The sequence below is a fragment of the Streptomyces sp. NPDC001634 genome, from assembly GCF_040298185.1.
GTDB lineage: Bacteria > Actinomycetota > Actinomycetes > Streptomycetales > Streptomycetaceae > Streptomyces.
Genome location: NZ_JBEOZU010000129.1, coordinates 1 through 19,950 on the forward strand (window position 1 = coordinate 1; position 19,950 = coordinate 19,950).

Annotated in this window: 20 protein-coding genes and 2 pseudogenes; 15 read left to right on the forward strand and 7 right to left on the reverse strand. The window is 71.5% G+C overall.

What is annotated here, in order from left to right; genetic code table 11:
• The 5 genes and pseudogenes from ABT186_RS43915 to ABT186_RS43935 all read left to right on the forward strand — a co-directional run.
• Window positions 1-1,327, forward strand: a pseudogene (locus tag ABT186_RS43915) (hypothetical protein); the annotation flags it as partial.
• Window positions 1,328-1,478: 151 nt separating this feature from the next.
• Window positions 1,479-2,405 (forward strand): ABC transporter ATP-binding protein, encoded by a 927-nt coding sequence (locus ABT186_RS43920; RefSeq protein WP_351929954.1) that lies wholly within the window; start codon window positions 1,479-1,481, stop codon window positions 2,403-2,405.
• Window positions 2,399-3,157, forward strand: a complete 759-nt coding sequence (locus ABT186_RS43925) for an ABC transporter permease (RefSeq protein ID WP_351232587.1) — start codon at window positions 2,399-2,401, stop codon at window positions 3,155-3,157. The genes ABT186_RS43920 and ABT186_RS43925 overlap by 7 nt, the downstream gene beginning before the upstream one ends.
• 5 nt (window positions 3,158-3,162) lie before the next feature.
• A complete protein-coding gene (locus tag ABT186_RS43930; protein WP_351232604.1) occupies window positions 3,163-4,353 on the forward strand; it encodes a sensor histidine kinase in 1,191 nt (396 codons plus the stop codon).
• Entirely contained in the window at window positions 4,350-4,964 is a 615-nt protein-coding gene (locus ABT186_RS43935; protein ID WP_351232589.1) for a response regulator, read from the forward strand. Before ABT186_RS43930 ends, ABT186_RS43935 begins: the two co-directional genes overlap by 4 nt.
• Window positions 4,965-4,982: 18 nt before the next feature.
• On the opposite strand, the gene ABT186_RS43940 is transcribed toward ABT186_RS43935, so the two are convergent.
• Window positions 4,983-5,834, reverse strand: coding sequence for a transglutaminase family protein (locus ABT186_RS43940; RefSeq protein WP_351232591.1), 852 nt, complete (start codon window positions 5,832-5,834; stop codon window positions 4,983-4,985).
• 17 nt (window positions 5,835-5,851) lie between these two features.
• Complete coding sequence (locus ABT186_RS43945; protein ID WP_351929956.1) at window positions 5,852-6,901, reverse strand: GNAT family N-acetyltransferase; 1,050 nt, start codon at window positions 6,899-6,901, stop codon at window positions 5,852-5,854.
• A 140-nt stretch (window positions 6,902-7,041) separates the two neighbouring features.
• On the opposite strand from ABT186_RS43945, the gene fdxA reads away from it, so the two are divergent.
• Both fdxA and ABT186_RS43955 read left to right on the forward strand, forming a co-directional pair.
• A complete protein-coding gene (gene fdxA / locus ABT186_RS43950; RefSeq protein WP_043443616.1) occupies window positions 7,042-7,362 on the forward strand; it encodes a ferredoxin in 321 nt (106 codons plus the stop codon).
• A gap of 225 nt (window positions 7,363-7,587) precedes the next feature.
• A complete protein-coding gene (locus ABT186_RS43955; protein ID WP_351232594.1) occupies window positions 7,588-8,682 on the forward strand; it encodes a bifunctional succinyldiaminopimelate transaminase/glutamate-prephenate aminotransferase in 1,095 nt (364 codons plus the stop codon).
• Between the two features lie 70 nt (window positions 8,683-8,752).
• Here ABT186_RS43955 and ABT186_RS43960 read toward each other — a convergent pair whose 3' ends face one another.
• Window positions 8,753-9,220 (reverse strand): ATP-binding protein, encoded by a 468-nt coding sequence (locus ABT186_RS43960; RefSeq protein ID WP_351232596.1) that lies wholly within the window; start codon window positions 9,218-9,220, stop codon window positions 8,753-8,755.
• A 324-nt stretch (window positions 9,221-9,544) separates the two neighbouring features.
• Window positions 9,545-10,504: a VldE C-terminal domain-containing protein gene (locus ABT186_RS43965; RefSeq protein ID WP_351929958.1), complete on the reverse strand. Its 960-nt coding sequence runs from the start codon at window positions 10,502-10,504 to the stop codon at window positions 9,545-9,547.
• Between the two features lie 96 nt (window positions 10,505-10,600).
• Here ABT186_RS43965 and dapE point away from each other — a divergent pair, with 96 nt between their 5' ends.
• Together dapE and ABT186_RS43975 are read left to right on the forward strand one after the other, a co-directional pair.
• A complete protein-coding gene (gene dapE / locus ABT186_RS43970) occupies window positions 10,601-11,680 on the forward strand; it encodes a succinyl-diaminopimelate desuccinylase (RefSeq protein WP_351929960.1) in 1,080 nt (359 codons plus the stop codon).
• Window positions 11,681-11,793: 113 nt separating this feature from the next.
• Window positions 11,794-12,552, forward strand: a complete 759-nt coding sequence (locus tag ABT186_RS43975; RefSeq protein ID WP_351232602.1) for an LOG family protein — start codon at window positions 11,794-11,796, stop codon at window positions 12,550-12,552.
• Window positions 12,553-13,053: 501 nt separating this feature from the next.
• Here ABT186_RS43975 and folP read toward each other — a convergent pair.
• Entirely contained in the window at window positions 13,054-13,914 is an 861-nt protein-coding gene (folP, locus tag ABT186_RS43980) for a dihydropteroate synthase (RefSeq protein WP_351929962.1), read from the reverse strand.
• 151 nt (window positions 13,915-14,065) lie between these two features.
• Between folP and ABT186_RS43985 the strand changes: the two genes are divergently transcribed.
• Both ABT186_RS43985 and ABT186_RS43990 read left to right on the forward strand, forming a co-directional pair.
• Window positions 14,066-14,413 (forward strand): DivIVA domain-containing protein, encoded by a 348-nt coding sequence (locus tag ABT186_RS43985; protein WP_351237843.1) that lies wholly within the window; start codon window positions 14,066-14,068, stop codon window positions 14,411-14,413.
• The gene (locus tag ABT186_RS43990; RefSeq protein WP_351237845.1) at window positions 14,410-15,003 is read left to right on the forward strand and encodes a DNA-3-methyladenine glycosylase I; all 594 of its coding nucleotides are present in this window, start codon (window positions 14,410-14,412) and stop codon (window positions 15,001-15,003) included. The genes ABT186_RS43985 and ABT186_RS43990 overlap by 4 nt, the downstream gene beginning before the upstream one ends.
• A 143-nt stretch (window positions 15,004-15,146) precedes the next feature.
• Here the strand turns inward: ABT186_RS43990 and chcB are convergent, their stop codons facing one another.
• Window positions 15,147-15,950: a 2-cyclohexenylcarbonyl CoA isomerase gene (gene chcB, locus ABT186_RS43995; RefSeq protein WP_351237847.1), complete on the reverse strand. Its 804-nt coding sequence runs from the start codon at window positions 15,948-15,950 to the stop codon at window positions 15,147-15,149.
• A 373-nt stretch (window positions 15,951-16,323) separates the two neighbouring features.
• Between chcB and ABT186_RS44000 the strand changes: the two genes are divergently transcribed.
• Window positions 16,324-16,491, forward strand: a complete 168-nt coding sequence (locus tag ABT186_RS44000; RefSeq protein WP_003966491.1) for a DUF3117 domain-containing protein — start codon at window positions 16,324-16,326, stop codon at window positions 16,489-16,491.
• A gap of 122 nt (window positions 16,492-16,613) precedes the next feature.
• Here ABT186_RS44000 and ABT186_RS44005 read toward each other — a convergent pair whose 3' ends face one another.
• On the reverse strand, window positions 16,614-17,312 hold the full coding sequence (locus ABT186_RS44005; RefSeq protein WP_351233897.1) for an O-methyltransferase: 699 nt from the start codon (window positions 17,310-17,312) through the stop codon (window positions 16,614-16,616).
• A 153-nt stretch (window positions 17,313-17,465) separates the two neighbouring features.
• Here ABT186_RS44005 and sigE point away from each other — a divergent pair, with 153 nt between their 5' ends.
• The 3 genes and pseudogenes from sigE to ABT186_RS44020 form a co-directional block, all read left to right on the forward strand.
• Window positions 17,466-18,236, forward strand: coding sequence for an RNA polymerase sigma factor SigE (gene sigE, locus ABT186_RS44010; protein ID WP_351233861.1), 771 nt, complete (start codon window positions 17,466-17,468; stop codon window positions 18,234-18,236).
• A complete protein-coding gene (locus ABT186_RS44015) occupies window positions 18,233-19,225 on the forward strand; it encodes an anti-sigma factor family protein (RefSeq protein WP_351233863.1) in 993 nt (330 codons plus the stop codon). The genes sigE and ABT186_RS44015 overlap by 4 nt, the downstream gene beginning before the upstream one ends.
• 272 nt (window positions 19,226-19,497) lie before the next feature.
• Window positions 19,498-19,950: pseudogene (locus tag ABT186_RS44020) on the forward strand (protease); the annotation flags it as partial.

Consider the following 19,950-nt stretch of genomic DNA (forward strand, 5'->3'; position numbering starts at 1 on the left):
GGCCACCGGGGCTCGCACCGGGGGCCCCGGCCTTCTGGCACCCGGCACGCCCGGCGCCGGCGCGGGCGGACCCTTCGGTCCCCGCGCGTCCGGAGCCCCAGCCGGCCAGGGCCGCCCCGGCGGCGGACTCAGCGACGACACAGCGATCCTCACCCCGCAGAAGCCCGCCCCCGAGCCGGGCTCCCAGGGCTTCGGCGGCCCCGCAGACAACGTCTCCGGGCACACCGTCACGAGCGGGATCCCTGTCGTCCCGCCGGGCGTCCAGGACGGGCCGTTCGCGGCGGGCACCCCTTCCGACGGAACGATGTCGCACACGCCCCCCAAGCTGCCGGATGTGCCCAAGGCGCAGACGTCCACCAGCGCGAAGCCGGCCAAGAAGAAGGGCCGCAGCAAGCTGGTCCTCCTGGTCGGCGCCGTGTTCGTGCTCGGCGGCGGCGTCTATGGCGCCGGGCTGCTGATGAACCACTCCGACGTGCCCAAGGGCACGACCGTGCTCGGCGTCGACATCGGCGGCGGCACCCGCGACGAGGCGGTCCAGAAGCTCGACGCCGCGCTGGGCAGCCGTACGGACAAGCCGCTCCAGCTGTCGGTCGACGGCAAGACGGTCTCCCTTAAGCCGGACCAGGCGGGCCTCCAGCTGGACAGCAAGGCCACCGTCGCCAAGGCCGCGCAGAGCGACTACAACCCGGTGTCGGTGATCGGCTCCCTGTTCGGGCAGCAGCGCGTCGTCCAGCCCGAGATGCCCGTCGACGAGGAGAAGCTGCAGGCCGCCCTGGAGGGTGCCGCGGGCGGCTCCGGCTCGATGACCGAGGGCACGATCAAGTTCGAGTCCGGCAAGGCCACCGCCGTCTACGGCAAGGCGGGCAAGGGCATCGACGTCGCGGGTTCGACCGCGGCCGTCGAGGAGGCCTACCACACCCAGGTCGAGACCGGCGCCAGCACACCCGTGAAGGTGCCCACGACCACCCGGCAGCCGTCGATCACGAACGCCGAGGTCGACCGGATGATGAAGGCGTTCGCCGAGCCCGCGATGTCGGGGCTCGTCACGGTGCGCACGGATGCCGCGCACACCGTGTCCTTCAGTCCGGCGCGTTCGATCTACAAGTTCCTGAGCGTGCAGGCAGTGAACGGCAAGCTGGTCGAGCACATCGACCTGGACGTCCTGAAGGGGCTCTACAAGGGTGCCTTCGACGGGGCCACGATCGCCAAGAGCGACGGCAGCAAGAAGCCGGTGAGCCCGCAGGACGTCGCGGTCGCGCTCGACAAGGCGCTGCGCGGCACGACGCCGGCCGAGCGTGTCGTCACGATCCCGACCAATCCTCAGTAGCGCGTACCGAGAGCAGGGGGCAGCCGGCACGGGCCGGCTGCCCCCTTGTCGTGCATGGGCACTGTCACCCCTTCCGCCATGACATCTGTCATGCCGAACGCGCGACGCGCGGCACTGCCCCGCGCCGCCCCCGCGCCGCGACGATGGGGGCATGACGACGACAACGGCGCCCACCACAGCGGTGGTCGGGTTCGACCAGGTCACGAAGACCTACGGCGACGTCCGGGCGGTGGACGGGCTGACGCTCGCACTGCACCCGGGGGAGACGGTGGCCCTGCTCGGGCCCAACGGGGCGGGCAAGTCGACCACCCTCGACCTGCTTCTCGGGCTCAAGCACGCGGACAGCGGCTCGGTCCGGGTGTTCGGGACCAGCCCTCGCGAGGCCATCGTCGGCGGGCGGGTGGGCGCCATGCTGCAGAGCGGCGGCCTGATGGACGAGGTCACGGTCGGCGAGCTGGTCAAGCTCGCCTGCGATCTGCACCCCAAGCGGTTCAAGGTCACCGACGTCCTCGCCCGCGCGGGCATCTCGCAGATCGCCGACCGCAAGGTCAACAAGCTCTCCGGCGGCCAGGCCCAGCGCGTCCGCTTCGCCCTCGCCACCGCCGGGGCCAACGACCTCATTGTGCTCGACGAGCCGACCACCGGTATGGACGTCTCCGCCCGCCAGGCCTTCTGGGCCGCCATGCGCGAGCAGGCCGACGAGGGGCGTACGGTCCTGTTCGCCACCCACTATCTCGAAGAGGCGGACGCGATTGCGGACCGCGTGCTCGTACTGCACCGGGGGCGCCTCCTCGCCGACGGCACCGCCGCCGAGATCAAGGCGAAGGCCGGCGCCCGCCGCGTCTCCTTCGACCTGGAGGGCACGATCGACGAGGCCCCGCTGCGCGCGCTGCCGTTCCTGACCTCGATAGACGTTTCCGGACAGACCGTCCGTATCCAGTCCTCCGACGCCGACGCGACCGTCCACGCCCTGTACGGCCTCGGCGTCTACCCCCGCAACCTCGAAGTCGCCGGGCTCGGGCTCGAGCAGGCGTTCGTCGCCATCACGGAGGCCGAGGAGGCCAAGCAGTCATGCTGAATACCTTTGCTTCGTGGGGTCTGATCAAGCTGGAGCTGGCCCGCGCCCTGCGCAACCGCAGGTTCCTGTTCTTCTCGGTGATCTACCCCTCGATCATCTTCCTGCTCGTCGCGAGCCAGGGCGGGACCAACAGCAAGGTCGACGGCTCGGGGCTGACCGTCGCGGCGTACGTCATGGTGTCCATGGCCTCCTTCGGCGCCCTGACCGCCGTCCTGATGGGCAACAGCGAGCGCATCGCCAAGGAGCGGGAGGGCGGCTGGGTACGACAGCTGCGGCTGACCACGCTGCCGGGACGCGGCTACGTCCTCGCCAAGACCGCCAGTGCCGCCGTCGTCAGCCTGCCGTCCATCGTGGTCGTCTTCCTGGTCGCCGCCGCCGTCAAGCACGTCCGGCTGGACGCCTGGCAGTGGTTCGCCCTCACCGGCGCGATCTGGGCCGGCAGCCTGGTCTTCGCCGCGCTCGGCGTCGCCATCGGCTACCTTGCCTCCGGGGACGCGGTGCGCCCGATCACGATGATCATCTACTTCGGCCTGTCGATCCTCGGCGGTCTGTGGTGGCCGTCCTCCGCCTTCCCGGCCTGGCTGCAGGACATCGCCAGGTGGCTGCCCACGCACGCGTACGCTGCCGTGGGACGGGCGATCGAACAGAGCCAGGCCCCGCACGCCCAGGACATCGCCGTCCTCGTCGCCTTCTTCGTCCTGTTCGCGGGCGGCGCGGCCTGGCTGTACCGGAAGGACACGCTGAAGGCGTGAGCACTATGACGGACGACGGGCTGCCCGAGGAAGTCCGGGCGGAGAACGCGATCCGGGTGGGCCAGCCACCCCGCAACACCGGCGAGGCGCTGCGCAAGCTGGTCTGGATCCTCCCCTGGCTGATCTTCCTCGGGTCGCCGGTGCAGGACCTGACCTCCGGCCACCACACGACCGCGGCGACCGCGGCAGGCTGGGTGGCCCTGGTGTCCTTCACGGGCCTCTATCTGGCGCTGGTCTTCCGGAACATGGGCCGGCCGTTCTCCGGACCGGCCGTCGCCTGCCTCGTCGCGCTCCTCGGTACGCTCGCCGTCGTCCTGTGCCTCACTCTCGGCGGCGCGTGGATCGGCCTCTTCGTGTACGTCTCCGCCACGTGCGGCGCGGCCTTGCCGCAGCGGATCGCGTACTGGGCGATCGGGCTGAACGCCCTCGCGATGCTTCTGGTCGGCCTGCGCACCGGCCTGGACGACTGGAGCCTGCTCCTGATGGTGGTGCTCCTCGGCTTCGCGATGACGGGTGTGAAGCAACTGGTCCGTACGACGGTGGAGCTGCGCAAGGCCCGCGCCACCGTCGCCCAGCTCGCCGCCAACGAGGAGCGCCTGCGGCTGGCCCGGGACCTGCACGACCTGCTGGGCCACTCGCTCTCCCTGATCACGCTGAAGAGCGAGCTGGCGGGCCGTATGCTCCCCGACCACCCCGACAAGGCGGCCCAGCAGGTCGCCGACATCGAACAGGTCAGCCGTCAGGCCCTGGTCGACGTGCGCGAGGCGGTCACCGGTTACCGGCGCCGGCGCCTGGCCGCGGAACTCGCGGGCGCCCAGGTCGCCTTGACGGCGGCCGGAGTCGCCGCGGACGTGCCCGCCGAACCGGACCTGTGCGGTGTCCCCGAAGAGCGCGAGTCCACCCTTGCCTGGGCGCTGCGCGAGGCGGTCACCAACGTGGTGCGGCACAGTGGCGCCGAGCGCTGCACGGTGGAGGTGATCAGGCGCCAGACCCTGGACGGAGCGGTGCTGGAACTCTCCGTCGAGGACAACGGCTCCGTCGGGGCGGGCAAGGGTCCCGGCAACGGCCTGACCGGCCTGACCGAGCGGTTGGAGAAGGTGGGCGGCACCCTGGAGGCGGGCCGGGTCGGGCGCGGCTTCCGGCTGGTCGCCCGTGTGCCCGTGGGTGCTCCGGTGGACGTAGGATCCGGGGCATGAGCCGCACGATCAAGGTCCTCCTGGCCGAGGACCAGTCGATGGTCCGCGAGGCGCTGGCCGCCCTGCTCGGTCTCGAGGCGGACATCGAGGTCGCCGCTCAGGTCGCGCGCGGCGACGAGGTGCTGGCCGCGGCGCGCGCCCACGAGGTGGACGTGGCGCTGCTGGACATCGAGATGCCCGGTGCCACCGGGATCGAGGCGGCGGCGGAGCTGCGGCGGGAGCTGCCGGCGCTCAAGGTGGTCGTGCTGACGACCTTCGGCCGCCCCGGCTATCTGCGCTCGGCGATGGAGGCGGGCGCCGACGCCTTCCTGGTGAAGGACGCTCCCGCGGCCCAACTCGCCGCGGCGGTACGGAAGGTGCTCGGCGGGGAGCGCGTCATCGACCCCACGCTGGCGGCGGCCGCCCTGGCCGACGGCGCCAACCCGCTGACCGACCGGGAACGCGAGGTCCTGCGCGCGGCGGCGGACGGCTCGACCAATGCGGAACTGGCCGGGACCCTGCACCTGTCCCAGGGCACGGTCCGCAACTACCTCTCGACGGCCATCCAGAAACTGGCGGTACGGAACCGGGCGGAGGCGGTACGGATGGCCCGTGAGAAGGGCTGGCTGTAGCGTGCCCCTTCGAACCGCCTAGTTGAGCCGAGCCCGGGCCGCCCGAGCCTGCCCCCGCACCGCCTCCGCGGCCGTTGCGTCCACCTCGGCCACCAGCTCGGCATACGCATCGAGCTCCGTGGCCCCCCGCAGAAAATCCCCGCGCTGCACAAGAAGCTGAGCACGCTCGTACCGCAGCCGCGCCGGATGCGACGGCAGCAACAGCGACAGCTCGACCGCCCACAGGGCGACATCCGACCGCTCGGGCCGGGCGGCGGCCCACGCCCGGACGTTGTTCAGCACCCGCAGCACCACGTCGAGCGTGTCGGCAGGCTCCAGCATCGACGGATCCAACCCCGCTCCGGTCGCCCCGGCGACCAGCAGCTCCGCGTCGGACCCGGTCAGCACCCGCCCCCCGTCGAAGGGATCGGCGAGCACCTGCTCCTCCTGCGGACCGAACCCCACCACGAAGTGCCCCGGCAGCGCGACGCCGTACACCGGCGCCCCGGCCCTGCGGGCGACCTCCATCCACACCACCGAGAGCAGGATCGGCAGCCCGCGGCGTCGCCGCAGCACCTCGTGCAGCAACGAGGACTCCAGGCGCTCGTAGTCCGCCGCAGAGCCGCGGAAGCCGCAGCGCCTGCCGAGCACGTCGGCCAGCACGACGGCCCAGGCCCGCGGCCCGCCCGGCCCGTACGGCAGCTGCCCGGCCAGCCGGTCCAGCTCGATCTGCGCGGCGTCGATCCCGGCCTCGTCGAGCGTCCCGTCCGCCGCGGCGCCGACGAGCAGACACAGGGTCGCCAGATCGGGCCGCTCGGACCGCGCCTCGTCGGCGAACCGCCGCCGCACCTCGGCGGCCCGCTCCGGTTCCGGGGGATAGGGAGCACGCATCGCAGCCTCGAAACCTCTCACACCACCGGGCCGGTACCGGTGACCGACGGGCCGCCCGTGTCCGGTCCGCGGGAGCCCTCCGGCTCCCGGTAGTGGTGATACGCATGATGCGCCCCGAAGCCGAGTCGTGCGTACAGCGCCCGCGCCCCCTCGTTGTCCGTCTCCACCTGGAGCCAGGCCGCCGAGGCGCCCTCGTCGAGGGCCTGCCGGGCCAGCGCGGCCATCACGGCCGTGGCCAGACCCCGCCGGCGTAGGTCCGGATCGACCTCGACCGCCGCGAAACCGGCCCAGCGCCCGTCCACCACGCACCGCCCGATCGCCGCCGGAGCGGCGCCCTCGGCCCCGGGCACCGTCGCGAACCACACCGAGGGCCCACTGCCCAGCACCTTCAGCGCCACCTCGCTCACGCCCTTGCGCTGGTAGCGGGCGAGCCACGCGTCGTCCGCCGTGCGCGACAGCACGACCCCGGGCGCCTCACGGTCCGCGAGGGGCGCCAGCGCGCCGGTCCACAGCTCGGCGGTCACCTCCCGTGTCCACCCGCGCGCCTCCAGCTCCCCGCACAGCAGCTCCTGCGTGCCCTCCGCCCCGGTCGCGAGCTGCATGCAGGCGGGCAGCCCACGAGCCGCGTACCAGCGCCGTATGGCCGTCAGTGCCTCATCCAGCGGCAGCCCGGGGTCGCCGAGCGGCAGCACCGAATTGGCCCGGCGCGTAAAGCCGGAGGCGGCGCGCAGCTCCCACTCGCCGAGGCGCTCCTGCTCGACGGGCTGCCAGGCCCTGGCGGAGATCCGCGCCAGCTCCTCGTACGATGCCGCTGGACCCCGCCGTCGGGCCGGAGCCGCGGGAACGACCTTGCCCGCGACCAGGGAGGACTCCGCTATCCGGACGCTCTCCCCGCCCCGCCGAGTGATCAGTAGCACACCGTTGTCCCATGATGTGAGAACGCCGACCGTGTCGGTGAACCTCTCACCCTCGGCGGCATGTTCGTTCCACCGCCGTACGGAGACGCGTTTGCCCACGTCAGCAGCGGTGATACGGACCTCGAGCCGTCCACCCGCAGAGATTTCCACAGGTCAGTTCACCCCTCCTGTTCGGATCATGCCCAGGAACGGAGATACTAGGTGCGGGCATCGACGACGCCGCGCTCCCGCGCGCCAGGCGGCGGAGCCTGAGGAGGCCCGCCAGCGCCCTATCGAGGAGGAACGACAGCGTGACCTACGTCATCGCAGAGCCTTGTGTCGACGTCAAGGACAAGGCGTGCATCGAGGAGTGCCCGGTCGACTGCATCTACGAGGGCCAGCGGTCCTTGTACATCCACCCGGACGAATGCGTCGACTGTGGAGCCTGTGAGCCGGTGTGCCCGGTTGAGGCCATCTTCTACGAGGATGACACTCCCGAGGAGTGGAAGGACTACTACAAGGCGAACGTCGAGTTCTTCGACGAGCTCGGCTCGCCCGGTGGCGCCAGCAAGCTGGGGCTGATCGAGCGCGACCACCCCTTCATCGCGGCGCTGCCCCCGATGAACCAGTAAACGGCACGTACAACCGGTGCGCGCCGGTGTCGAGAGTACGAGCGCGCGAAGCCGAAGGGCTGAGCACGGTCGGGCTCCCGACACCGGCTGGAGCGCCCCGGAGACCAATTGAAACGGTGCCGTCCCGGTCCCGTACGGTGCCTTCCGGCGCTGTACGGGACCGAGACGTTTGGCGCCCGTACATCCGTATCGGGCGCCCGTCGTACCAGAAAGTGAGCCGAACCCGTGTCCGCAGTCTCCGACCGACTTCCCACCTTCCCCTGGGACAAGCTGGAGCCGTACAAGAAGACGGCCGCAGCGCACCCGGGCGGGATTGTCGACCTGTCCGTCGGCACCCCGGTCGACCCGGTCCCCGAGCTGATCCAGAAAGCGCTCGTCGCGGCGGCGGACTCGCCGGGCTATCCGACCGTCTGGGGCACGCCCGAGCTGCGGGACGCGATCACGGGCTGGGTGGAGCGCCGTCTGGGCGCCCGTGACGTCACCCATCGCCATGTCCTGCCGGTCGTCGGCTCCAAGGAACTCGTCGCCTGGCTCCCGACCCAGCTGGGCCTCGGCCCCGGCGACAGGGTCGCGTACCCGCGCCTGGCCTATCCGACGTACGAGGTCGGCGCGCGCCTGGCCCGCGCGGACTACGTGGTCTACGACGATCCGACGGAGCTGGACCCGACGAACCTGAAGCTCCTGTGGCTCAACTCCCCGTCGAACCCGACGGGCAAGGTGCTGGGCAAGGACGAGCTGACGAGGATCGTCGCCTGGGCCCGTGAGCACGGTGTGCTGCTGTTCTCCGACGAGTGCTACATCGAGCTGGGCTGGGAGGCCGACCCCGTCTCCGTCCTGCACCCGGACGTGTGCGGCGGCTCGTACGAGGGCATCGTCGCGGTCCACTCCCTGTCCAAGCGGTCGAACCTGGCGGGCTACCGGGCGGCGTTCCTCGCGGGCGACCCGGCGGTCCTGGGCCCGCTCCTGGAGATCCGCAAGCACGGCGGCATGATGACGTCGGCGCCGACGCAGGCGGCGGTGGTGGCCGCGCTGGGCGACGACACGCACGTCCGGGAGCAGCGCGAGCGCTACGCGGCCCGGCGCACGGTTCTGCGCGAGGCCCTCCTGAAGCACGGCTTCCGTATCGAGCACAGCGAGGCGAGCCTGTACCTGTGGGCGACCCGCGACGAGTCCTGCTGGGAGACGGTGTCCCACCTTGCCGACCTGGGCATCCTCGTCGCCCCGGGTGACTTCTACGGCCCGGCGGGCGAGAAGTTCGTACGCGTGGCACTGACGGCGACGGACGAGCGGGTCCGGGCGGCGGTGGAGCGCCTCGGCTAGGCCCTGTCGTCAAGAAGCGGAGGGGTCCAGGGCGCAACTCCCTGGACCCCTCCGCCGTACGGGAGGAAGCTCAGCCGCCCAGCGGCAGCCCCTGCACCGGCAGCTGCTGACCCGGCAGCCCCTGCACCGGCAGCCCCGTCCTGGTGGTGTCGCCGAGCAGACCGCCGGCCTGGCCCGCCGCGTCCCCGGCCGCCTTCTGCGCTACCGGCGCCGCCGTCCCGACGACCTTCCCGCCGGCCTTGGTCGCGGTCGGCACGGCCTTCTTGACCGCCTGGCTGCCGGTCTTGACCGCGGTGCTGCCGGCGTCACCCGCGAGCCCGGTGACCTTCTGGGCCGCACCGTCGACCTTCTGGGTGGCACCGTCGACCGTGGTGCCGACCTGCGCGCCGTCCAGAGCGGTCAGCCCACCGAGGTTCGGGGTGGCCGGGAGGTCGGCCGTCGCCGCACTGGCGGAGCCGGCCGCACCGACCACGGGCGCCGCTCCCGCTGCGATCAGCAGCGCGGCACGGGCGATCCGACGGGTCAGGGGGAGGGACATGATGCTCCTTAGACGGAAGAGAACGGTGAAGTGTCCGACCATGTCCGGGAGTTGATCGTTCCCGGCTCGGACGCACTGACTACCGCTCGAAGCCCGCGAAGGTTGCGGTGGCCCAATGTAAAGAGTTGGCAATGCGTCGCATTATCGGTTGGGGATGAAATCGGGCAAACGGCGCCGGTCCAGAAACCCTGCCGAATCCTTACAGCCCTTTGTTCTCAAGGGGTTCGCCCTGAGGGAGAGTGGCCCCGCAAAAAACGGCGCGCCCCGTCACCGAGGCGCGCCGCGCAGAACACCGAAGAGTGAGGGTCCGTACTGCTGCCCGAACTACTGGCCGGTGACGATGTGGACGGCGGCGGCCGAAGCCTTCGCGTCGGTCTCACCGCTCGTACGCCACTCGTTGGCGAAACCTCCACGGGACCACACGCGGCCCTCGAAGGAGACGCGCGCGATATGCAGTGCCGAGGAGTTGGCCACGGCCCAGTGCGCCAGCTCCCAGCCGCGCTGACGGGCGCTGCCCGAGGCGCCGGCTTTCCGGGGCACCGGGATGGTCACCGCATCGGCGACCGGCTGCGCCGTGTCCGTGGGGGACGGTGACGGCCGGGCGGTGCTCACCTGCGCGCCGGCCGTCTGCAGGACGTCGCGTCCGAAGTCCCGTACGAGCGCGGCCCGCACCGCGTCCGGACCGCCGGTCCCGGTCGGCTCCGGGCGCCCCTCGCAGGTCAGCGTCGCCGCCGCCCGGCCGGTCAGCGCGGCGGCGAGCAGCGTGGCGTCCGGCTCGTGCTTGGCGTACGCCTCCGGATAGCCACTGCGCTGCACGCGCTGAGCGGCGACCGTCAGCGGCAGCTCGGCGTAGTCCGGAACCTTGGCCAGGTGCTCGTAGAACACCCCCGCCGCGTACGTCGGGTCCATGATCTGCTTCCTGGTTCCCCAGCCCTGTGACGGGCGCTGCTGGAACAGGCCGAGCGAGTCCCGGTCGCCGTGCTCGATGTTGCGCAGGCCCGACTCCTGGAGCGCGGTCGCGAGCGCGATGGTCACCGCGCGCTCGGACATGCCGCGCGTGGTGCCGACGGCGGTGATCGTCGCCGCGTTGACCGCCTGCTCCGGTGTGAACTCGTACGACGCTCCGTCGTCCTTGCCCGAGACGACCCTGCATCTCGGGGCGCCCGAGCCCGTGAGGTACTGAACGACGAGATAGCCCGCGACGGCGAGCAGGACCACGAACGCCGCCCCGAAACGGAGGAGGCGGCCACGGCGCTTGGGGGTGGGGGACGACGGCTCTGGCACGGGTACAAGGTACTGGAGGCACCCAAAGGCGTTGCCCGAGGCTGTGGACAACTCGTGTGGCGATCCCGCGCGGTGCGGCGCGCTAGGGTCGACATCATGGCCGATACCCCGCTTGACCTCACGTTGGACGCTGCGCGGCTGACCGCGCAGCTCGTCGACTTCCCCTCCGAGAGCGGCAGCGAGAAGCCCCTCGCGGACGCGATCGAAACCGCGCTGCGGGCCCTGCCGCACCTGACGGTCGAGCGGTACGGCAACAACGTCGTGGCCCGGACGAATCTGGGACGGCCGGAACGCGTCATTCTGGCGGGCCACATCGACACGGTCCCGATCGCGGACAACGTGCCCTCCCGCCTGGACGAGGACGGCGTGCTGTGGGGCTGCGGCACCTGTGACATGAAGTCGGGCGTCGCGGTCCAGCTCCGTATCGCGGCGATGGTCCCCGAGCCGAACCGAGACCTCACCTTCGTCTTCTACGACAACGAAGAGGTCGCCGCACACCTCAACGGTCTCAAGCATGTGGCGGAAGCCCACCCCGAGTGGCTGGAGGGCGACTTCGCGGTGCTGCTGGAGCCCTCCGACGGCCAGGTCGAGGGCGGCTGCCAGGGCACGCTGCGGGTCCTGCTGAAGACCAAGGGCGAACGGGCCCACTCGGCGCGCAGCTGGATGGGCTCGAACGCGATCCACGCGGCGGCCCCGATCCTGGCCCGGCTGGCCGCCTACGAACCCCGGTACCCGGTGATCGACGGGCTGGAGTACCGCGAGGGCCTGAACGCGGTCGGTATCTCGGGCGGGGTGGCCGGGAACGTAATTCCGGACGAATGCGTCGTGGCGGTCAACTTCCGCTTCGCGCCGGACCGGAGCGAGGAGGAGGCCATCGCACACGTCCGCGAGGTGTTCGCGGACTGCGGGGTGGAGGAGTTCGTGGTGGACGACCTCAGTGGTGGCGCACTGCCCGGCCTCTCGCACCCGGCCGCCGCAGCGTTCATCGAGGCGGTCGGCGGCACCCCGCAGCCCAAGTACGGCTGGACGGACGTCTCCCGCTTCAGCGCGCTCGGCGTCCCGGCCGTCAACTACGGCCCCGGCAACCCTCACTTGGCGCACAAGCGGGACGAGCGCGTGGAGACGGCGAAGATCCTCGCGGGGGAGGAGCGGCTGCGGGCCTGGCTGACGTCCTGACCGGCCGCCGACGGTCTGGAGGGCGGTCCACTGCGGACATGCACACGTCCCCCGTCCGTAACCCGCGTGGATCTACGCTTGGGTGGAACGACCGCCGATCGGAGGGAGCCCAGATGCCTACTGGCAATCCCGAGGGTAAAAAGGTGCCGCCGGACGAGCAGCGGCTCGGCCCGGTGCTGCGCAGGCGGGGCCAGGTGATGAAGAGCACCACGGACCAGCGCCTGCTGGATGAGCGTGCCCCCACGGACTGGGTCCATACGGACCCGTGGCGAGTCCTCCGTATCCAGTCGGAATTCATCGAGGGCTTCGGAACGCTGGCCGAACTCCCGCCCGCGATCAGCGTGTTCGGCTCGGCGCGCACGCCCGTGGACTCACCGGAGTACGAGGCGGGCGTGCGGCTGGGACGCGGTCTGGTGCAGGCGGGCTGGGCGGTGATCACGGGCGGCGGCCCGGGCGCGATGGAGGCGGCGAACAAGGGCGCCTGCGAGGCGAAGGGGATCTCGGTCGGCCTCGGCATCGAGCTGCCCTTCGAGCAGGGCCTGAACCCCTACGTCGACATCGGTCTGAACTTCCGGTACTTCTTCGTCCGGAAGATGATGTTCGTGAAGTACGCGCAGGGTTTTGTGGTGCTGCCGGGCGGTCTGGGCACCCTGGACGAGTTCTTCGAGGCCCTGACCCTGGTCCAGACCCAGAAGGTCACCCGCTTCCCGATCGTCCTGTTCGGCACGTCGTACTGGGGAGGCCTGGTCGACTGGCTCAAGAACACCCTGGTGGCCCAGGGCAAGGCCTCGGAGAAGGACCTGCTCCTGTTCCATGTGACGGACGATGTGGACGAGGCGGTGGAACTGGTGTCGAAGGAGGCGGGACGCTAGGCGCTGAGCCTGAACCGCCGACATGGGGTACCCCGCGCTGTCCCCGGGGCTGCGCCCCGGACCCCCGCTGTCGGCCTGAACGGCCTCGTCCTCGAACGCCGGACGTGCTCAGATAATCCGGACGTGCTCAGATATCCGGACGGGCTCAGATATCCGGACGGGCTCAGATATCCGGACGGGCTCAGATATCCGGACGGGCTCAGATATCCGGACGGGCTCAGATATTCGGCGCGGCCGGGGACATTCAGCCCCTCCGGCGTTTGAGGAGCGGGGGTCCGGGGGCTCGTCCCCGGATGGGGCCTGGGGCGGAGCCGGCGGGGTGCGGGGGCGGAGCCCTGTCAGGGGTGCGGTGGCTCGTCCCCGGATGGGGCCTCGGTGGAGCCCCATCGGGGTGCCGGGCGGAGGCCCGTGAGCTCTTGGCGGGGTTGAAGGGGCGGAGCCCCTGGGGGATGGGACGGGTAGGGGTGGCGGGGGCGGGGCCCACGCCACGTACCCGGCGGGCTACGCCAGCCCGCGGCGCGCCACCGCCGGCGGCCGGTGCCCGGCGATCGACGCCACCATGTCCAGCACCTGCCGCGTCTCCGCCACCTCGTGCACCCGGTACACCTGCGCCCCCAGCCACGCCGACACCGCCGTCGTCGCCAGCGTCCCCAACACCCGTTCCTTCACGGGTCTGTCCAGCGTCTCGCCCACGAAGTCCTTGTTGGACAGCGACACCAGCACCGGCCACCCGGTGGCGACCATCTCGTCCAGCCGCCGAGTCGCCTCCAGACTGTGCCGCGTGTTCTTCCCGAAGTCATGGCCCGGGTCGATCAGGATCGACTCGCGCGGCACCCCCAGCACAACCGCCCGTTCGGCCAGCCCCAGCGTCACCTTCAGAATGTCGGCCATGACGTCGTCGTACGCCACCCGGTGCGGACGCGTCCGCGGCTGCGCTCCCCCCGCGTGCGTGCACACCAGCCCCACTCCGTACCGCGCAGCGACCTCCGCGAGCCGCGGATCCACCCCGCCCCAGGCGTCGTTGAGCAGGTCCGCGCCCGCCTCGCACACCGCCGTACCGACCTCGTGCCGCCAGGTGTCCACGCTGATCACCACATCGGGGAAGCGCCGCCGCACCTCGGCGACGAAACCGACCGTCCGCCGAGCCTCCTCCTCGGCCGTGACCTCTTCGCCCGGCCCGGCCTTGACCCCGCCGATGTCGATGATCGCGGCACCCTCAGCGACCGCCTGCTCCACGCGCGCGAGGGCGGGTTCGTCGCGGAACGTCGCCCCTTGGTCGTAGAAGGAGTCCGGGGTCCGGTTCACGATTGCCATGATCACCGGCTCGTGCGTGCCGAATTCCCGCCTGCCCAGCCTGAGCATCGCCTGTGACCTCTCCCAGTACGTCCCGTCGCTTCGCCGCCTGCGACCTTAATTGTCAGCGTCGCATGGCACGATCGGACCCAGACACAATCGACATCGGCATTCCGTGCCGGCGCGCAGCGCGCCGGCTCCGAGCGTGGGGACCTCAGTGATGTTCATGTTCTTGTTCCTGGTCGTCGCGCTCGCCGTCGTGGTCGCCGCGGTGACACTGGCCGTGGTGGGCGGCGGCGAGAGCGCGCCCCTGCCGGAGGCGGCACCCGAGCGGCTCGACGACCCGCTGCCGCCGGACCGCCCGGTCTCCCACACGGACGTCGAGGCCCTGCGCTTCCCGCTCGCCCTCCGGGGCTACCGCATGGCGGAGGTGGACGACGCGCTCGGCCGCCTCGGCGCCGAGATCGCCGAGCGGGACGCCCGCATCGCCGACCTTGAGGCCGCGCTCGCCGGCGCCCGCCCGGCCGGAGGCCCCACGGACGATCCGGCCCAGGGGAACCACCAGTGAGCGGCGCGGCCGTGGCGGGGCCGGACGGCGTGCTGCGCTGCCCCTGGGCCCTGTCCACCGAGGACTACGTGGCGTACCACGACAAGGAGTGGGGCCGCCCGGTCCACGGAGACGACGCGCTGTACGAGCGGCTGTCCCTGGAGGCCTTCCAGTCGGGCCTGTCGTGGATCACGATCCTGCGCCGCCGCGAGGGCTTCCGCGCCGCCTTCGCCGACTTCAGGATCGCCAAGGTGGCCGGCTTCACGGAGGCCGACCAGGAGCGCCTGCTCGCCGACCCGGGCATCATCCGCAACCGCGCCAAGATCGAGGCGACCCTCGCCAACGCGCGCGTGCTGGCCGACTGGGCACCGGGTGAGCTGGACGAGCTGATCTGGTCGTACGCCCCCGACCGGGCCTCCCGTACCGCCCCGAAGACGCTCGCCGACGTCCCCGCGGTCACCGACGAGTCGACGGCCCTGTCCAAAGCCCTCAAGAAGCGCGGCATCCGTTTCGTGGGCCCGACGACGGCGTACGCGCTGATGCAGGCGTGCGGGCTGGTGGATGACCATCTGGAGACGTGTGCGGCCAGGACCGATTCACCCGGAGACTGAGCGGAACCAGCCCCTCCGGAGACCGGGGAGGAGGCCGTTCGGAGCGAGTGAGGGGGGAGAAGTGAGCGGGGGAGAGCAGGGGGCGAAGCCCCCGGCCCTACCGGCTCACCCGGCCCGCCCCGCTCTCGCCGAGCCGACCGACCTCATCGCCCCAGATACTTCGGACGCTCCTTGTTCACGAACGCCTGCACCGCGATCCCGTGATCCTCGGAGGCCCCCGCCCGCGTCTGCAGTTCGTCCTCCTTCTCCAGCGTCTCCTCCAGGGAATGCGTGAGCCCGTAGGCCACCGCTTCCTTGATCGCCGCGTACGCCACCGTCGGCCCCTCGGCGAGCGCCGCGGCCAGCTTCAGCGCCTCGGCCCGCAGCTCGCCCGCGGGAACCACCCGATTCGCGATCCCCAGCTCGTACGCCTCCTGTGCGCTGATGCTCCGCGGGAAAAGCAGCAGGTCAGCAGCTCGACCGGGCCCGACCACCCGGGGCAGCGTCCATGAGACGCCGGAATCCGCGGTCAGTGCGACCCCTGCGAACGACGTGTTGAAGGCCGCGGTGTCCGCCACGATCCGATAGTCCGCGGCCAGCGCGAAACCGAAGCCGGCCCCGGCCGCGACCCCGTTCACCGCGGCCACCACCGGCTTGGGCGCATCCGTGAGCGCCCGGACGATCGGGTTGTAGTGCTCGCGCACCGTGGTCATGGTCTGCCCCGAGCCCGACTCCCGGTCGGCGGCCAGCAGCCCGATGTGCTCCTTGAGGTCCTGCCCCACACAGAACGCCCGCTCTCCGGCGGCGGTGAGCAGGATCGCCCGCACGGCGTCGTCGGTCGCCGCGGACCGGACCGCGTCCCGCAGGGCGACCTTGGTCGCGATGTTCAGCGCGTTCATCGCCTCGGGACGATTCAGCGTGATCGTCGCGAGTCCGTCGCTCACCTCGTAGAGCACGGTGTCGGCCATGGTGTTCCCCTCCGGTGTCGCGGCTCCGTCGTACCGGTCGGTACGCCCTGCGTCCGAAGGACAGCATGGCGGAGATCACCGTCCGCGGACCGTACCGGACGTGTGACCTGCGTCAAAGAATTTCCGTTTGCGTCGGGACGGCGGATGTCCGTGCGGCGGCGAAGTATCACAGCCACATCGCCGAATTGAGTGGTTTTGCTCGCGCGTGTTGCCCAAGCGATGCCGACTGATGTTGGTCATCGGGTCCTGAGATGCGGGATAATGGCTTGGAAGCAATGTGTTCGATGCCGGTGACGCGTGTCCTGCGAAGGATCGCGTGCCCTTCAAGGGGCCGTCGGCAGACGATGAGCTGGTTTCAGGAAGGGGAACGAGCATGGCGGCCATGAAGCCGCGGACGGGCGACGGCCCGCTCGAGGTGACCAAGGAGGGGCGGGGCATCGTCATGCGCGTTCCGCTCGAAGGCGGCGGTCGGCTCGTCGTCGAGCTGACCCCTGACGAGGCCGACGCGCTTGGCGACGCCCTCAAGAAGGTCGTCGGCTGACGCGCAAGCGACCCCGGCTTTCAGCTGCCCCGGCATCGTACGCGGTGCCGGGGCAGCTGTCTTCCGGGAGCAGGGTCCGCATGTCCCCTCACATACGCGTCACATACGCGCCGCCCGCCCGCTCAGCGCTTGACCGCACACAGCAGCCCGTCGCCCACCGGGAGCAGCGAGGGCATCAGGTCCGGGCTGTCGCGCACCGTGCGCAGCAGCTCCCGCAGCCGGAGGACCTCCGTCGGCTGTGGTCCCGAGTCCACCGTGCGGCCGTTGGCGAAGGCGCCCTCGAAGACGACGAGCCCTCCGGGGCGCAGCAGGCGCAACGATTCAGCGAGGTAGTCGAGGACCTCGAGCCGGTCGCCGTCACAGAAGACGAGGTCGTAGCCGGCGTCCGCGAGCCGCGGCAGCACCTCCAGGGCGCGGCCCGGGATGAAGCGGGCGCGGTTGCTCGCGAAGCCGGAGGCGCGGAAGGCCTGCCGGGCGAACTGCTGGTGCTCCGGCTCCGGGTCCACCGTGGTCAGCACGCCGTCGGGACGCATTCCGTGCAGCAGATGAATCCCAGAGACGCCGCATCCGGTCCCGATCTCCGCCACCGCCTTCGCGTCCACGGAGGCAGCGAGCAATCGCAGCGCGGCGCCCGTGCTGGGCGACACCGAGCGCAGCCCTGCTTCACGGGCCCGGACACGGGCCCAGCGCAGCGCGTCGTCCTCGGCGACATAGGCGTCGGCGAACGCCCAGCTCGTCTGCCGGTTGCCGGTAATGACCCTCTCCTGTCCCCGTGATTGCCTGGGCGTGACTGTATCCGTTGACCACGGGAACCCGCAGATGGGACCAGGCGTTTGTAAGGGTGGGAAGAGCGGCGGGAGAAGGGCGGGGGGAAACGGATGGACCTGGACGCCGAGCAAGTGCTGACGCAGCCGCATCAGCGCACATCAAATTCTCTTAAAACCGCTTATCCGGAGCTAACGGGCGAGGTGGCTATGGTAGGGGCTCCACTGGACACCACCAGAGCTGACAGGGGAGGTGCGGCTGCGCCCGTGGATCGGGGAAGAGTGCTGCGGCGCCTCCTCAGGTCGTCGGGTGAGCCGAAATCCGTGACCGACATCGCTGACACTCACCACGCTGCCGACACCGCGCAGACCGCGACCTTCGCCACCGACGCGGACTCGCAGGCGTGGACTCCGCCCACCTGGGAGGAGATCGTCAGCATGCACAGCGGCCGGGTCTACCGGCTGGCGTACCGCCTGACCGGAAACCAGCACGACGCCGAGGACCTGACCCAGGAAGTCTTCGTCCGGGTCTTCCGCTCCCTGTCGACGTACACGCCCGGCACCTTCGAGGGCTGGCTGCACCGCATCACGACGAACCTCTTCCTGGACATGGTCCGCCGCAAGCAGCGCATCCGCTTCGACGCGCTCGGCGAGGACGCGGCCGAGCGGCTGGCCAGCCGCGAGCCGACCCCGCAGCAACTCTTCAACGACGCCCACTTCGACGCGGACGTCCAGCAGGCCCTGGACACGCTCGCGCCCGAGTTCCGTGCGGCCGTCGTCCTGTGCGACATCGAAGGACTGTCGTACGAGGAGATCGCCGCGACCCTGGGCGTCAAGCTCGGCACCGTCCGGTCCCGTATCCACCGCGGCCGCTCGCAGCTGCGCAAGGCCCTGGCACACCGCTCGCCCGAGGCGCGCGCCGAGCGGCGCTCCTTCGTGGCCCGTGTGCCCGCTCTGGGGGGAGGGGGCGCGACCGCGTGAGTGGATCCCGTCGCCCCACACCGGCAGAGCAGCACCTGGGAGACCGCCTTTCCGCCCTGATCGACGGAGAGCTCGGTCATGAGACGCGCGAGCGCGTGCTGGCCCATCTGGCCACATGCCCGAAGTGCAAGGCCGAGGCCGACGCACAGCGCCGACTGAAGAACGTCTTCGCGGAGGCGGCCCCGCCGCCGCCCTCGGAGAGCTTCCTGGCCCGCCTTCAGGGCCTGTCCGCGGGAGGTGACGTCGACGGCGGTGGCACGCCGCTCGGCGGGGGAGGCTTCGGCAGAAGGCTCCAGGGAGCCGCCGGGCTGCCCCAGGGAACCGGCGTCTTCGGAGTGAGGGGCGAGCCCTTCCGATACGTTCCCTCGGGGCCGCACGCCACGGCGCTGTCCCCCTCCGAGGACCGGACTCTCTCCGGGGACCGCGGCTTCCGTATCCATCCGGTCGGCCGCCATGACGCCGAGCGGTCGGCTTCGCGCGGGCTGCGGTTCGCGTTCGTCGCCGCGGGCGCCGTGTCGCTGGCCGCGATCGCGCTCGGCGGTGTGTCCACGGGCGGCGCCGACGCCGGTGTGGAGGCGCGCGGCGGTTCTGGCGCCGGAAGCAATGTGACCCCGATGCGTTCGCCGGGCGCGGGCGGCGGTGCCACGTCGCCCGAGAACCAGCGTCGGCGTTCAGCCGGACCGTTGCTCGGGCAGCGCGCGTTCGACCGGGCACCCGTCGCGTCCACGGAGGCCTCCGCCCCGCTGCTGCCCGGAGTGCACGCTCCGGGCGTCCAGGACGCCGCCGAGATCCGTGCCCTGACCGCCCCCGTGGTGGCCGGAGCCGCCGCGATGTCCCCGCTGATACGGCCGCTCACCGAAGCCGCACCGCTCACGCTGAACTCCTGGCCGGCCGCCCCGGAGGTCACGGCTCCCGGGCTCCTGGCCACACCCGTGCCGACCTCGTCCGTCACGCCGTCCCCCACACCCACCTCAGGCACCGCCCACTGAACCCGGCGTCTGCGCGGCGGCGCGGGAACCTGGTTGAATCCAATGTGGCGCCCGCGGAAACGTTCGGGTGCGGAATCGACAGCCCAGCGGCGACTGCCGACACGGCCGCGCCGCGGGCCGGGTGTGGGGAGAGCATGAACGAGGGGAAGCCGGTCCCTGCGGGGGAAGCCGGGGCGGGTTCAGGGGAGCCCGGGAGCGAGGCATCCGGTTCCGTGGCCGACGGTGCGGTATCCAGCCATGATTCCGGCGGTGACTACGAGCTGAGCCTACCCGTGGGTCCGCGTCCGGGTGGCGAGGCCAACGCCGAGGGGGACTTCGAGCTGGAGCGCCCGGCGCCGGTGCCGCCCGGGAGCGGCGCCGAGGCCGAAGCACCGCCCGAGCCGTCCGATACGGCGCCTGCCGGATTCGGCGGTGCGGGTGCCGGTGCCGCCGGTGCCGAGCAGGAAGGTTTCACCGAGGGCGTGGCCCCTCATCCGCTCGGCCACGCACACGACGCCTCCGCCGACCGTCCCAAGCCCCTGCACGACCCGGACCCCTACAGCACCCCGCCCTACGGCGAACCGGGCCCCTGGGCCCCTGCCCCGCCGGTCCAGCACCCGGCGGCCACGCCCGCGCACGGCACGCCCGCGCACGGCATGGCGGCTCCCGCAGCCGAGCCGGCCCAGCAGGCCCCCGGCATGATGCCGACGCCGACCGCTGCCACGGCGCCGGAGCCCGGCATGACG